Annotated in this window: 15 protein-coding genes; 12 read left to right on the top strand and 3 right to left on the bottom strand. The window is 33.2% G+C overall.

Going from position 1 to position 14,404, the window contains the following annotated elements:
* The first annotated feature begins 10 nt into the window (after positions 1-10).
* The 10 genes from miaB to MRZ08_RS04755 all read left to right on the top strand — a co-directional run bounded on the left by miaB (position 11) and on the right by MRZ08_RS04755 (position 9,803).
* On the top strand, positions 11-1,360 hold the full coding sequence (gene miaB / locus MRZ08_RS04710; protein ID WP_297379973.1) for a tRNA (N6-isopentenyl adenosine(37)-C2)-methylthiotransferase MiaB: 1,350 nt from the start codon (positions 11-13) through the stop codon (positions 1,358-1,360).
* Positions 1,361-1,525: 165 nt separating this feature from the next.
* Entirely contained in the window at positions 1,526-2,506 is a 981-nt protein-coding gene (locus MRZ08_RS04715; RefSeq protein ID WP_297379895.1) for a V-type ATPase subunit, read from the top strand.
* A 2-nt stretch (positions 2,507-2,508) separates the two neighbouring features.
* The gene (locus tag MRZ08_RS04720; RefSeq protein WP_297379897.1) at positions 2,509-3,393 is read left to right on the top strand and encodes a hypothetical protein; all 885 of its coding nucleotides are present in this window, start codon (positions 2,509-2,511) and stop codon (positions 3,391-3,393) included.
* Positions 3,394-4,770, top strand: a complete 1,377-nt coding sequence (locus MRZ08_RS04725) for a V-type ATPase 116kDa subunit family protein (protein WP_297379900.1) — start codon at positions 3,394-3,396, stop codon at positions 4,768-4,770.
* Positions 4,771-4,779: 9 nt separating this feature from the next.
* The gene (locus MRZ08_RS04730) at positions 4,780-5,208 is read left to right on the top strand and encodes an ATP synthase subunit C (protein ID WP_297379902.1); all 429 of its coding nucleotides are present in this window, start codon (positions 4,780-4,782) and stop codon (positions 5,206-5,208) included.
* A 1-nt stretch (position 5,209) separates the two neighbouring features.
* Positions 5,210-5,449, top strand: a complete 240-nt coding sequence (locus MRZ08_RS04735) for a V-type ATP synthase subunit F (protein ID WP_297379904.1) — start codon at positions 5,210-5,212, stop codon at positions 5,447-5,449.
* 11 nt (positions 5,450-5,460) lie between these two features.
* Positions 5,461-6,066, top strand: coding sequence for a V-type ATP synthase subunit E (locus MRZ08_RS04740; protein ID WP_297379907.1), 606 nt, complete (start codon positions 5,461-5,463; stop codon positions 6,064-6,066).
* A complete protein-coding gene (locus MRZ08_RS04745) occupies positions 6,050-7,798 on the top strand; it encodes a V-type ATP synthase subunit A (protein ID WP_297379910.1) in 1,749 nt (582 codons plus the stop codon). Before MRZ08_RS04740 ends, MRZ08_RS04745 begins: the two co-directional genes overlap by 17 nt.
* The gene (locus MRZ08_RS04750; protein ID WP_297379912.1) at positions 7,799-9,163 is read left to right on the top strand and encodes a V-type ATP synthase subunit B; all 1,365 of its coding nucleotides are present in this window, start codon (positions 7,799-7,801) and stop codon (positions 9,161-9,163) included.
* Position 9,164: 1 nt separating this feature from the next.
* Entirely contained in the window at positions 9,165-9,803 is a 639-nt protein-coding gene (locus MRZ08_RS04755) for a V-type ATP synthase subunit D (protein WP_297379915.1), read from the top strand.
* A 26-nt stretch (positions 9,804-9,829) separates the two neighbouring features.
* Here the strand turns inward: MRZ08_RS04755 and scfB are convergent, their stop codons facing one another.
* The 3 genes from scfB to MRZ08_RS04770 form a co-directional block, all read right to left on the bottom strand.
* Positions 9,830-11,212: a thioether cross-link-forming SCIFF peptide maturase gene (scfB, locus tag MRZ08_RS04760; RefSeq protein WP_297379918.1), complete on the bottom strand. Its 1,383-nt coding sequence runs from the start codon at positions 11,210-11,212 to the stop codon at positions 9,830-9,832.
* A gap of 109 nt (positions 11,213-11,321) precedes the next feature.
* Positions 11,322-11,471, bottom strand: coding sequence for a six-cysteine ranthipeptide SCIFF (scfA, locus tag MRZ08_RS04765; RefSeq protein WP_004835906.1), 150 nt, complete (start codon positions 11,469-11,471; stop codon positions 11,322-11,324).
* A 43-nt stretch (positions 11,472-11,514) separates the two neighbouring features.
* Entirely contained in the window at positions 11,515-12,852 is a 1,338-nt protein-coding gene (locus tag MRZ08_RS04770) for an aminotransferase class I/II-fold pyridoxal phosphate-dependent enzyme (RefSeq protein WP_297379924.1), read from the bottom strand.
* An 88-nt stretch (positions 12,853-12,940) separates the two neighbouring features.
* Between MRZ08_RS04770 and MRZ08_RS04775 the strand changes: the two genes are divergently transcribed.
* Positions 12,941-13,798 carry an LCP family protein gene (locus MRZ08_RS04775; RefSeq protein ID WP_297379926.1) on the top strand — a complete coding sequence of 286 codons (858 nt, stop codon included), beginning with the start codon at positions 12,941-12,943 and terminating at the stop codon, positions 13,796-13,798.
* 40 nt (positions 13,799-13,838) lie between these two features.
* Positions 13,839-14,357 (top strand): adenine phosphoribosyltransferase, encoded by a 519-nt coding sequence (locus MRZ08_RS04780; RefSeq protein WP_297379929.1) that lies wholly within the window; start codon positions 13,839-13,841, stop codon positions 14,355-14,357.
* Positions 14,358-14,404: the final 47 nt, after the last annotated feature.

Here is a 14,404-nt window from a genome sequence, read left to right on the forward strand (position 1 = left end):
TTGGAGTAATATGCAAGTTAAAGAAAAATACAAAGATTATTTTAAGGGAAAAACATACAATATAACAACCTTTGGATGTCAAATGAATGAGCACGATTCTGAAAGAATATCTTATATACTTGAAGATTTAGGATATACAAAGACAGAAGATAGGTCAAGTGCGGATTTTATTTTATTTAACACCTGTCTGGTAAGAGAAAATGCTGAGCTAAAGCTTTACGGACAAGTATCTTCCCTTAAGAAGTTAAAGAAAGAACATCCTGAAAAGATTATCGCTGTCTCAGGTTGTATGATGCAAACATCAACCGCAAGAGAAGTGATTATCAAAGACCATAAGGAAGTAGATATTATATTTGGTACAAAAAACATCAACTCCATAGCAGACCTCATATTTAGATATCTAGAAACAAATGAGAGAGTTATAGATATTTCTACAGATGATGTAAAGGATGATTATGTAAATTATAATACCTTAAATGACTTCCAAGCCTTTGTAAATATTATGACAGGTTGCGACAACTTCTGCTCTTATTGTATAGTTCCTGAATCAAGAGGAAGGGAAGAATCAAGGAGGCCTTCTGCAATTCTTGCCGAAGTAGAACATCTTGTTGAAGAAGGATACAAGGAGATAACTCTTTTGGGCCAAAATGTAAACTCCTACGGCAATAAGGCTGATTTTGATATGACCTTCCCACAACTTTTGGAAAAAATTAGTCAGATTAAAGGTCTTAAGAGATTAAGATTTACTACAAGCCATCCGAAAGATCTATCAGATGAGCTAATAGAAGTCATAAAAAATAATGATAACATATGTAATTATTTCCACTTACCTTTACAATCAGGCTCAAGCAAGGTCCTAAAAGATATGAATAGAAAGTATGATCAGAAAAAATATATCGAAAGAGCGAAGAAATTAAGGGAGGAAATTCCAGGGATTGCGATCTCTACAGATATTATTGTGGGTTATCCTACTGAAACTGAAGAGGATTTTAAGGAGACTCTAAAGGTATGTAGAGAAATAGAATTTGATTCAGCTTTCACTTTTAAGTATTCACCTAGGCCAAAAACCAGGGCAGCAAAGCTAACTCCTATTGATGAAGAAATAGTTCAGGATAGGTTTGATAGATTATTAGATACGATTTATCCAATATTTAACGAGAAGAATAAAGAATATATAGGAAAAACCGTAGAAGTCCTTTTAGAATCAGAAAGCAAAAACAATCCTGAAATCCTTACAGGAAGAACTGACACCTTTAAGTTAGTCCACGTTAAGTCTGATAAAAAATTAATTGGAGAAATTGTAAAGGTTAAAATTACAGACAATACATCGTTTACAATTTCAGGAGACCTTGTAGAATAAACAAAAATAGACAAAGTTTAATAAGTTTACTTTAAGCTTTGTCTATATTTGAAAAAGATTTCTGAAAACTTGTATTTATCAATACTTTATAGAGGTTATTTTTTATGCTTTTAAATGTTGAATGCAAGTGATAAAATTAATACGTATCAAAAGAAAGAGGTTGTTATGAGAGATGTGACTGTTAAAGCGAAAGCAAAAATGGGAAAGCTACCCAGTGACGATCTCTATAATAAATTAATTCATGAGAGCAATTTGGAAAGAAGAATAGGATTGCTTAAAGAGCACTATGATTTTCTAGATAATGAGACTGGAAAAAAGGAAGTCGAATTAAAGTTATTTAGGAATTTCTATGATGAATTAAAAAGTTTAGATTTTTTTCTAGAAGGTATTGAAAGTAACTTCTTTAAGGAATATTTCAGTATTTATGAGATATACCTTATTCAAGAAGTAATACAATGTATACTCAACAATACTTTGGAGAAAAATATTTTAAATTTAAAGCAAAATCCGTTTTCCAAAGATTTAAAAATTGATGTAGGCATGACCTTAGAAGAATTTATTGAAGGGCTTAGAGATAGTAAGTATTACAGAACTCTCTTGCCCTTTATAAATGAAAACATGGACAATGAATCATTGATATTTTTATCAAGTAATGCTTTGATGAAATTTTATTTTAGAAATCTTCTCAAATTAGCTAAGAAGTTTAAAGCAAAAGAGAGGGTCCTTATAGAAAATTTTGTGGGTGAGTTGATTAACTTATCTAACCTAGAAATGCTTTATAGACTCAAGAAATTTTTCAATTTAAACAATAATGAAATATTTAATTATTTGATTGAGGGTGGCAAGGGCTATAACGCTGCTAGGTTAAAGATGGTTTCTAATTTATCTATGGATGATTTCTTTGAATACCTTGATGGTACTAAGTATAAAAATATATTCGATAATGCGTGGGATTCACATATTAAAATTAGCAGGAGAAAGATGAAACTTTTTAGAGATGAAATAATCAAAGAGAGGTCATCTATTCTATATGTAATATCTGCTATGAGTATAATCCACACCAATATAGAGAATTTGGTTAGTATGCTTGAGGTTGATGAGAGCTTTACTCTTTCTGAAAGATATGAACTAGTGATTGTGAGGTAATTATGGCAGTAGAAAAAATGCACCTTGTCAATATTACTTCTAGATTAAATAATCTCGATGATTTTCTAGAAGATATTATTGAATTAGGCGATATTGAACCAGTTGATGCCTTTAATCAAGTAGCATCAAGAGCTTTCTCAATTAAGGCTAGTAAAGAAAATGTTGAATTGACTGAAGATATATCAACCATATCGAGCTTTGAAAGGCCAGATAAGTCTATTATTGATAAGTTGAACTTATTAAAAGATTTATTTAAAATAGACTCTTCCGGAGGTAAAAATCCAAAACATATTTCCGAAAGTGATATTGACAGTTTATACAACGACTTGAAGGCATTAATTGATAAGAAAAATAAATTAATCGAAGAAAAAAATATTCTCGAGGAGTATAAGGAAAATTTAGAAGTCCTTAAAAGGTATGGAATGGATATTAGAAAGATTAAAAATCTTAACTACTTTGATCATAGGTTTGGGGAAGTAAGCAAGGATGGTAGATACATTCTAAAGAATAACTATGACAACTTGCCTTCATTGATTCTCCACCTGGATGGTAGCCTTGATAATATTTCTTTGGGATATCTTGATGAACTTATAGCACTTGATAAGGAAACAAGTAAATTGAGAACTGATACAGATAATATAGTTACTAATGAGAAAACTAATACCTTTGATGTAATAGCTCAGCTTGATAAAAAATACTCATCCTTAACTAAGGAAAAATCTGATGAAGTTTACTCAAATATCCTTTCAGAGGGTGAATTAAGGAAAAAAGAGATAGAAAATGAGTATAAGCAAATGAAAGATAAGCTTGACAGAATTTATGAGAATTATAGCGAAGATATAGTTTCTGAGATTAGCTCATCTATTTTAGAAGAAGGGAACAAATAATTGGCAATTAAGAAGAAAAATAAAAATATTGACAGCAAAGAAAATTATTTGTTAGTTTATCCTAAACAGGTCAAAGAAGATATTAAAAGAGCTGTCAATACTATGGGTTTTATAGATAAAAAGACTCCAGAGTCCGATGATCTAGAAACTATCGATAGGAAATTAGAAGAAACTGACAAAGAAATAAAAGAACTAGAAGAGAAAATCGAAGCTATCAAGAAAAAAAATGAGGATTTGATTGAAGAAATTCCTCATACAATCGAATACTATGAAAAAAGTAGTGAAATCAAAGATAAGATGGCAAAAGGGGACAAGTACTTCTACCTTAGTGGCTGGGTTCCTGAATCAAAAGTCGATGACTTCAAAAATCTTGAAGAAAAATACGACAAAACTAAGGTAAATATAAACAATAGGAGTTATTCCTCGAAACCGCCGACCAAACTAAAGAACAATATTCTCTTTCGTCCTTTCGAGTTTTTGGTGAACATGTATGGAGCACCAAACTACAACGAGATTGACCCAACACCATTTTTCGCTATAACATATTTATTGTTGTATGGAATGATGTTCGGTGATTTAGGGCAAGGATTAGTATTTGTTTTATTAAGCTTCTATGTAGACAAGATAAACAAGACCTTTGGCGGCCTGGTAAGAAGAATAGGAATAAGTTCTTCTATATTTGGCTTGATGTACGGATCATTCTTTGGAATAGAGACTTTGATTCCTACCTTGTTGATCAAGCCTTTTGATAATATTATGACTGTACTAATAGCATCTGTGGCATTCGGTGTAATATTGATGGTTATATCTTATATCATAGGAATTTTCAACAAAGTCAAAAAACAAGACAATATAGAGGAAGGAATATTTGGAAAAGAAGGCCTCGCAGGTCTTATGATGATGATTTCTTTTATACTAATCATCCTTAATATAGTAGGAAAAAGCCCAATACCTATGCCAGTTGCAATAATAATTCTTGTATTATCAATAGTTATGATAATATTTAAGCAGCCACTAGCAAGAAGGATTGAGGGGGACTATCCGCTATATGATAGTTCAAAGGGTGACTATTATGTAGAAAGTTCATTCTCAATCGTAGAAGCTCTGCTATCAGTATTTTCTAACTTAGTATCTTTTACAAGAGTTGGAGCTTTCGCAATCAACCACGTAGGTTTGTATATGGCCTTTGAAGTCATGGCAAAACTTGCAGGTGGTGGAATAATTGGAATAATAATTTTGATATTAGGTAATATTCTGATAATAGGTCTTGAAGGAATGATTGTATTCATCCAAGGACTAAGACTAGAATTTTACGAAATGTTTAGTAAGTACTATGAAGGAAATGGTCGTAAGTTTAGACCAATTACAGAAAAATAAGGAGTTAATATGATTTTTAAAATTGCTTTATTAGCATTAGCAGATGTCGTAATGACAATTTATTCAGGTTTATATCTATTAAAAACAAACGAAGATAGTTCAAAGGCAAAGATTAGAAAAGCATTAAAGCTTAACCTTTCTACATTTGTACCAATTATGGTAATGATGATAGTTCTTCTTTTCCCATCAAGCTCAAAAGCAGCAGAAGCTGGCACAAGTGCAGCAGCAAGTGATGGTCTAAAATACATTGGTGCAGCACTCTCAACAGGCCTTGCAACAATTGGTACTGGTTATGCAGTAGGTACTGTAGGTTCAGCAGCACTTGGAGCTATCTCAGAAGATCAATCTATCCTTGGTAGAACAATCATCTTCGTAGGTCTTGCAGAAGGTATTGCTATATTCGGTGTAATTATATCAATCCTAATCCTATACGCATAAAATGAAGGCAAAATTAATAAGTAACGATCCAAGCTTAAACCTTATGTTTAGGCTTGGGGGTATAGAAATAGAGCAGGTAGATAGAATCGAAGAAAGTCTTAGCAAATTTAAGACTTCTGTAAATGATGATAATCTAGCTGTTCTTATCTTAAGTAGAACAATTTATAATAATATATCCAAGGATGTTGATTATTATAGAGAAAATAAAAGTGAGCCTTTAATCGTAGTTATTGATGGTTGATTGGAGGAAATATGCTAGACCTAGAAGCAAAGATTTCATCCTTTAGAAAGATGGTATGGGATGAAGAAAAAGAAAAAAGTGAAAAAGAATTATATCAGTCAACAGAGGATAATTCAAAATTAGTTTCAGATAAAAAGGCGGAGCTAGAAAAGCACTTAGAAGACAGTGTCAAGGATAGACAGATATTTGCTGAGACTAGAAAGAATGAGAATGTTTCTAAGAAAGAATTTGAATCTAAAAATGATATATTTCTTTATAGACAATCTTTATTGGAAGATTTGATAAAACGAATTAAAGAAAATCTTAGAGATTTTACTAATACTAAAGACTATAAAGACAAGCTAACTTTAATGATAGATAAAGCATTAGAAGAGCTTGGATTGAGCAAAGAAGAAGTGATAATAAGCGTATTAGAAAAGGACAAGAAGCTTATAGACTTCCCTAATGTAGAAGTACTCGATGATGAGTATATTGGTGGTTTTATTATTTCAAATCTTGATAGAGATTTTAGATATAATTATACTTATTTGAATAGACTTAAAGATAAGAAATATGAAGTTGGTAAGAAACTAAATCAACTTCTTGAAAGTGAGAGTTTTAATGAATCCAAAAATTAAAACAATAAACGGTCCTGTAGTAGTTGCGACAGATGCGAAAATCTTGACTGTTCGTGAGATGGTTTCAGTTGGTAAGCTAAAGCTTATAGGTGAAGTAATATCACTTGAGGGTGATCTTGCGACAATTCAGGTTTATGAAGATACATCAGGACTTAAAGTAAATGAAGATATAATTCCAACTGGTAGACCTCTTTCAGTAAGACTGGGCCCAGGTATGCTTGGAAACATGTTTGATGGTATCCAAAGACCCCTAAAGAATATTATGGATAAAAATGGATCTTTTATTCCCTCAGGTATAGGTTTTGAAAACTTAGATACTGAGAAGAAATGGGATGTCAAACTTACTGTTAAAGTTGGAGATAAGATTAAAAGAGGAGACATCTACGCTACAATAAAAGAAACTGAGACAATCGAGCATAGACTTATGACACAAGTTAGTGGTGAGGTTGTTGAAGTCGCAGAAGATGGTTTGTACACCCTTGAAGATACTGTAGTAAAGATTAAGACAGAAAAAAACGTGGTTGAGGAAAAACTCTACCAATATTGGCCAGTCAGAAATCAAAGACCAGTTATGGCTAACATGCCAATAGAAAAGCTATTTGAAACAGGTCAAAGAGTTCTTGATGTTTTCTTCCCTCTTGCTAAGGGAGGTACTGTTGCAATTCCTGGTGGATTTGGTACAGGAAAGACCATGCTACAACACCAACTTGCCCAATATCCTGATGTAGATATAATAATTTATATAGGATGTGGAGAGCGTGGAAACGAGATGACTCAAGTTCTTGAGGAGTTTCCTGATCTAATAGATCCAAACACAGGTAAGGGACTTATGGAAAGAACCATCTTAATTGCTAATACTTCAAACATGCCAGTAGCAGCTAGAGAAGCTTCTATCTATACTGGTATAACTATTGCTGAATACTTCAGAGACATGGGCTATGATGTAGCCCTTATGGCAGACTCCTCATCCAGATGGGCAGAGGCCTTACGTGAAATTTCAGGAAGACTTGAAGAGATTCCAGCTGAGGAAGGATATCCTGCATATCTTGGATCAAGACTTTCACAATTTTATGAAAGAGCTGGATATTTCAAAAACTTAAACGGAAGTGAAGGTTCAGTTACCCTTATCGGGGCCGTATCACCTTCAGGAGGAGATTTCTCAGAGCCTGTAACCGAAAATACTAGAAGATGTGTAAATGTATTCTTAGGACTCGATAGAAAGCTTGCTTATTCAAGACACTATCCAGCAATAAACTGGCTTTCTTCTTATTCTAATTATATTGAAAAAATCAGAGCCTACTATGAAGAAAGACTCGGAAAAGATATCATTGATATAAGAAATGAATTGATGAATGTCCTCCTTGAAGAAGATGAAGTTAGATCAATTATGATGCTAGTAGGAGAGGATGCCCTTTCTAATAGTCAAAAGAACATACTAGATGTTTCAGGCCTTATAAGAAATGGCTTCTTACAGCAAAATGCTTACAATGATATTGATAAGTATGTCCCACTTGAAAAACAAGTTAAGATGCTTGACATTATTTATAATTATTACCAAAAAAGTAAAGCAGCTATTAGTGATGGTCTTAGCCATAAGGCTATATATGATTCAAATCTAATTAATGAGATTACTCAAATGAAATATAATATTAAAAATGACGAGTTAGACAAGTTTATTGATCTTAATTCAAAGATAAACAATCATTTTGTAAGTGTGAAGGAAGGTTTATAGATGAGAAAAGAATATACTAAGATTAGAAAAATTGAATCATCTATGATTGAGATAGAAAAAGTTACAGATGTAGCCTACAAAGCAGTAGTTTCTGTTCACGCTTTGGGAATGGACTTTGTAGGCCAAGTTGTCAAAATTGATGATGAGACTGTAACTATTGAAGTTTTTGGTAATACAGAAGAGTTTTCCTTAAATGACATAGTAGTAAGCTTTCATGAAAAGCCTTTAGAGATTCCTCTAGACGAATCTATACTAGGCAGGAGCTTCAACGGTATAGGAGAGCCAATAGATAATGGAGGAGATATCTATTCTGATGATAAATATTCAGTTGAAGGACTCCCCCTAAATCCAGTAGCACGTGAGTACCCAAGGGACTTCATCCAAACAGGAATTTCTTCTATTGATACTCTAACAACCCTTATTCGTGGACAAAAGCTACCAATATTTTCTGGATCTGGTCTTTCACATAACGAGATTGCAGCACAGATTGTAAGACAAGCTAAGCTTAAAACCGATGAAGACTTCTGTTTTGTTTTTGCTGCTATGGGGATTAAGAAAGACGAAGCCATGTTTTTCGAAGATGCCTTCAACAAAGCAGGTGTTCGCGATAAGGTAGTAATGTATCAAAACCTTGCGGATTCTCCAATTATGGAAAGACTTGTTGCTCCAAAATGCGCCCTAACAGCAGCAGAATATTTAGCTTACAAGAAGGGCTATCACGTACTAGTAATAGTTACTGATATGACATCTTATTCAGAAGCCCTACGTGAAGTTTCATCAATAAGAGGAGAGGTACCTTCTAGAAAGGGCTATCCAGGATATCTTTACTCAGACCTCGCATCTTTATACGAAAGAGCAGGCATGATTAGGGGAGTAAAAGGTTCTGTAACACTTATTCCGATTCTTACTATGCCTAACGATGATATAACCCATCCTGTTGCCGACCTTACAGGCTATATCACAGAGGGACAAATCGTAATAGACAGGTCTCTTTCTAATAAGGGAATCTATCCTCCGATAGATGTTCTCCCTTCCTTGTCAAGACTTATGAAGGACGGTATAGGTGAAGGTTACACAAGAGCAGATCATGAAGATCTAATGAACCAACTTTATGAATCATATTCTAAGGTTCAAGATGTTAGAAATATTTCTCAAATTGTTGGTGAAGATGATTTGTCCGATGTTGATAAGAAATATTTACGTTTTGGGGATGAATTCGAAAGAAGATTCTTAGCTCAAGATAAGGATGAGAATAGAGAACTCGATGAATCTCTAGATTTAGGTTGGGAAATTCTTAAAATCCTTCCAAGAAATGAGCTTCACAGAGTTTCTAAAGAGAATCTAGATAAGTTTATAGGTGAATAGTATGCAAACGAATAATGTTGCAGCTACAAAGGCCAATCTAATCAAGGCAAAAGAAGAACTAAATCTCTTAGAGGGTGGATACGACATACTCGATAAGAAGAGAAAGGCCTTGATTGGAGCTTATGATTCCAAGATAAAAGAACGTAATGATTTAAACGAAAAGGTAAATGAGACGATCAAAAAGGTCAGCCATGATTTCAAAAAAGTATTGGTAAGCATTGGTGAATCGGATCTTGATTCCATATCAAAGACCGTGCCAATAGATAATAGTATTAGCTTAAAAGTTGATAAGTTCATGCAGACAGAAATATCTGAAATTTACTTTGAAGATGTAAAGCTTAACTTATCTTATTCATTCTATGAAACTAATGCTGGTTTTGATGAGGCTATACTTTCTTTTAATCAGCTAAGATCTAAGATATTTAAGCTTGCTGAGCTTGATACTACAATTAATTCTTTAGATAGAGAAATTAAAAAGACTAGCAAGAAAGTAAATAGTCTGGATAAGGTACAAATTCCAAAGTACAAGGAAATGATTAAGACCATATCTCAAAGCATAGAGGAGAAGGAAAGAGAAGAATTCTCTAAGACTAAGATTGTCAAAGAAAATAAAATCAAAAAAGAAGAATCCAAAAAATAGCACCGGTATTAATCGGCGCTATTTTTCTATGCAAATTCTTCTTCAGATTCTTTCATATATTCATAAATCTTCACTGCAATTGCCATTTCAATTCTTTTTCTAAAAAGTTTACAAGAATATTCGTGGATATTGTTTATATCACCTGTAGCATTGTAGGAGTTGGCAGCACAACCGCCAGAGCAATACATATTTGCCCAACAAGACCTACATTCATTTTTGGAATAACAGTTACAAGTTTTAAATTGATTTACTAAATCTTTATTTTGTATCCCATCATTTATATTTCCGATAATAAAATCAGGATTTCCTACGAATTGGTGGCAAGGATAGAGCTCTCCAGTTGGAGTTACAGCCATGTATTCAGTACCTGATCCGCATCCAGAAATTCTCTTGTGGACGCAAGGTCCATTTTCTAAGTCGATCATGTAATGGTAGAAGATAAATTCTTCATTCTTATCAATTTTTTCCATTAACATATCAGCAAGTTTTTCGTATTCGGCATAGATTTTATCTAAATGTTCTTCCTTTAGAGCATAAGGCTCATCAGACTTTCCTACAACTGGTTCAAGAGAAGTTCTAGTAAATCCTAGGTCAAGATATGTCTTCAAGTCTTCTGTAAAATCAAGATTATTTGCAGTGAAAGTTCCCCTCATGTAGTATTCCTTATCGCCGCGTTTTTTTACAAAATTTTGGAATTTTGGAACTATGGTGTCGAATGAGCCCTTACCATTTAGAGTTTTTCTGAATTGGTCGTGCTTTTCCTTTCTTCCATCGAGGGAGAGGACCACATTTTTCATATTTTCATTCAAATAGTCTATGACTTCATCGTCCAGAAGAAGACCGTTTGTAGTTAAAGTAAAGTTAAAGTGCTTATTGAATTCTTCTTCCTTACTTCTTGCATAATCAACAGTTTCTTTTACTAGGTCGAAGTTTAGGAGAGGTTCTCCTCCAAAGAAGTCTATGTCTAAGTTGTAGTGGCTACCGGAATTTGCCAAAAGAAAGTCAATAGCTTTTTTGGCCATATCTATTGTCATAATAGCATCTGGACCGGAATACTTTCCTCCCTTTGCAAAACAATACTCACATGATAGATTACAGGTGTGAGCGACATTTAGGCAGAGGGCCTTGATTGTTGTCTGTCTATTTGTTATATCAATTGAAAGATCTTCATATATGTCATCAGTAAAGAGAAGTCCTTCATTTTCTAATTCTTCAACCTCAGCATAAGCCTCTTCGAATTGATCATTACTTATTTCATATTTTTCAATTATTTCTTTTCTGATATCTTCTTTCTCTTCTGTTTCGTATTTCTCGATGATATCATAGGTTACATCATCTACTGCGTGGACAGAACCACTGTATATATCTAAAACAATATTAAAGCCCTTGGCCTTGTATTGGTGAATCATTATTACTCCTTATATTTACTATAGTATTTTACTAGGAATTGAGAAAAATCTAACAAAATTCCTACAATAAAAAACTTATCTAAGAATATCCTAGATAAGCTAAAAACAATTATTTATTTTTTTTGCTAACACATTCCTGATTAGCTACACCACAGCTTGTCTTGCATGCTGATTGGCAAGATGTTTGACATTCGCCGCAACCACCATGTTTTTTGCTCTTGTGGAGATTTCTAGTATTTAAAGTTACAATTCTTTTCATATGTATATTCTCCTTTTCTAACAATATAATAACAGTTTTTTGTTTATTTGTCAATTAGCACGGCAATATATTCATCCTTGATGTTTAAATGGATATTATTTTCTAGCATATAGGTGAAAGTAGATAGGATTTTTTCATCTATTAATTCTCCTGGAGCGAGTATCGGACTTCCTGGAGGATAGGCATAAACAAATTCTCTAGCAATTTTTCCTAGAGAGTCTTCAAGCTTTACTAGTTTTTTCTTATAATCGATAGCCTCATATATTTCTAATTTCTTCTGGGGTATTGGTAATTCTAAACTATAAGATTTGTTTTTATCTTCTAATAATCCATCAATCCTTCTAAGAGAATTCTTTAATCTGTTAAATCCATCCTTAATATCGAATATTGTAGAAATTAAGAGGACGTAGTTAGGATAAGACATCTCTATTTCGATTTTATCTTCTCTGAGAAGTTTATCTAAATCACTTCCACTAATATTTGAATTCTTAGTCGATATTAAGATTATACTTCTATCCTTTTCTGGGTCATCTATTATTTTCAAATAATCTAGCCTTAACTTATACAAATCGTCTAGATTATTTTCTAGGTTTGTGTAAAGCGGACCGAAGCTTTTAAACTTTTCTATCATTTCATCAATAGATTGTAAAATCACATATGAAGGAGAAGATGTCTGAAATATTGCCATATTTCTTTTTATCTCATCAAAATACTCCATATCATTTATTAGGACTGCAGCAGAAGGTGTCAGGGCAGATAAGTTTTTATGAAAAGATGTAATTGCAACATCAAATGAATTATCATAAAGACTAGTTAGTGGAAGATGACTGCCGTGAGCCATATCAAGTATAAGCTTAGTATTATTTTCTCTGCAGAGTTTGTATATTCTCTTAAGATTAAGGAGGTAGCCTTCATAGGAAGGAGAAGTTAGGACTAGAGCCTGATAATTTTTCTCCTTTAATTTCTCCTCTAAGTCTTCATGATCGATATCTTTTATAGCTAATTGCTCATCAGTTACTATGTTTATATAGGAAACATTAAGTGAATTTAATTCACAAGCATTGTATACTGACTTGTGGGAAGATCTCTGGATTAATATATTCTTATTATCCCTACACAAGGCTCTAATTGTCGAAAGAATACCAGAAGTTGACCCATTTGTAGAAATAATGGCTTTATTTACCCTATAAATTTGGGCTAATCTTTCTTCCATTTGGATAAAAATATCTTCTGGATCATTTAAATTATCGAAGCCATAGATTTCAGTCAAATCTCTCCTATAAGGAAGGTCTGATCTTAGTATTTTGCTTCTCTTAGAGCCTGGCATATGGAAAGGATAGTATCCTTCATTTAAATATAAGTCTAAATTTTCATTTAACATAATTACCTCTTCCATACCTTACTATTTATTTATAAAAGGACCATTTTAATTTAGGTAAAAAGGCATATAATCTAATTAGGAGATAAATATGGAAAAAAGTTTTAAAAGAATTCTTAAGTCTATACTTATATTTTTGATGTTTGTAGTTTTGTTCAGCTCTATAATACTGATAATTAATTTTGTTAAAAATGATTCTGATGACAGTATATCTGGAAGCGGGGATGAATTTCTATTTCTCTTAGCTGGAGTAGATAGTACTGGGGAAGAGACAGGAACTAGAACAGATACCCTTATGCTGGTTAAGGCAAATTCTGATGACAAGTCGGTTGATTTAATTTCAATACCTAGAGATAGCAAGGTAGAAATTAACGGATATATGGATAAAATAAATGCGGCCCACTCTTACGGGGGTATTGATTTGACTATGCAGACCATAAGGGACTTCTTGGGAATTAATCTAACCTACTATTGCGTTATTCCTTTTGAGGCGGTAGTTGAGGGAATAGATGCCATAGGGGGCATAGACATAGAAGTCGATGATTATGTAGCAAGCGCTATGGATATAAGCCCTGGTACTCATCACTTTACAGGAGAAGAAGCCTTAAAATATGTTAGGTTTAGGAAGGGTTACGAGAACGCAGATCTTGGTAGAATATCGACCCAACAAGACTTTATGATGCAATTCATAAACGAGATGACTAAGGCAAAGAACCTACCTAAGCTTCCTATAGCTTACATGGCTATGAAAGATAAGATTAAGACAAATATCAAATTCTCTAAGATTTCACAACTTGCCCTAGCCTTTAGATCTATTGATAAGTCAGATATAAATATGGTAAGGCTAGAAGGTTTCGTGACCTATGAGGATGATATAAGCTACTTTGAAATTTATGACGAATCGATTGAAGAAATAAGGAGCGATTATCTATATAACTTTGCTTATTAGGGTATTATATAATATAGAGATTTTATGAGTGGAGGACTAAATGGATTTAAAATCAAAAATTAGAGTGATAGAAGACTACCCAACAGAAGGAATTTCCTTTAAAGATATTACAACCTTGCTAAGGGATAAAGATGCCTTTAAGGAAACAATAGATCAGCTAGAAGAAAAGTTAAAGGACTATGATTTTGACTATATTGCAGGCATTGAATCAAGAGGATTGATATTCGGAGCTCCTCTTGCTGATAGACTTACTAAGGGATTCATCCCAATAAGAAAGCCAGGTAAGCTTCCTGGAGAAATAGAAAAAGTTTCTTATGAATTAGAATATGGTTCCAATGAATTGGAAATGCACAAAGATGCGGTAGAAGAGGGCGAAAGAGTTGTAATCTTGGATGATTTGATTGCAACTGGTGGATCCGCTAAGGCAGCGGCAAAGCTTGTTGAAGCAGTGGGTGGCAAGGTAGTTTGTTTTGAGTTTTTAATAGAGCTAACTGGACTAAAAGGAAGAGATTACTTAAAAGACTACGATGTAATCTCGTTAATAGAATATGATCATTAAACATATGGATTCCCTAAATAAAAGGGAATTCTTTTTTTGAAAATTAG

Origin of the sequence: Anaerococcus sp. (assembly GCF_022770135.1) — a bacterium.
GTDB lineage: Bacteria > Bacillota > Clostridia > Tissierellales > Peptoniphilaceae > Anaerococcus.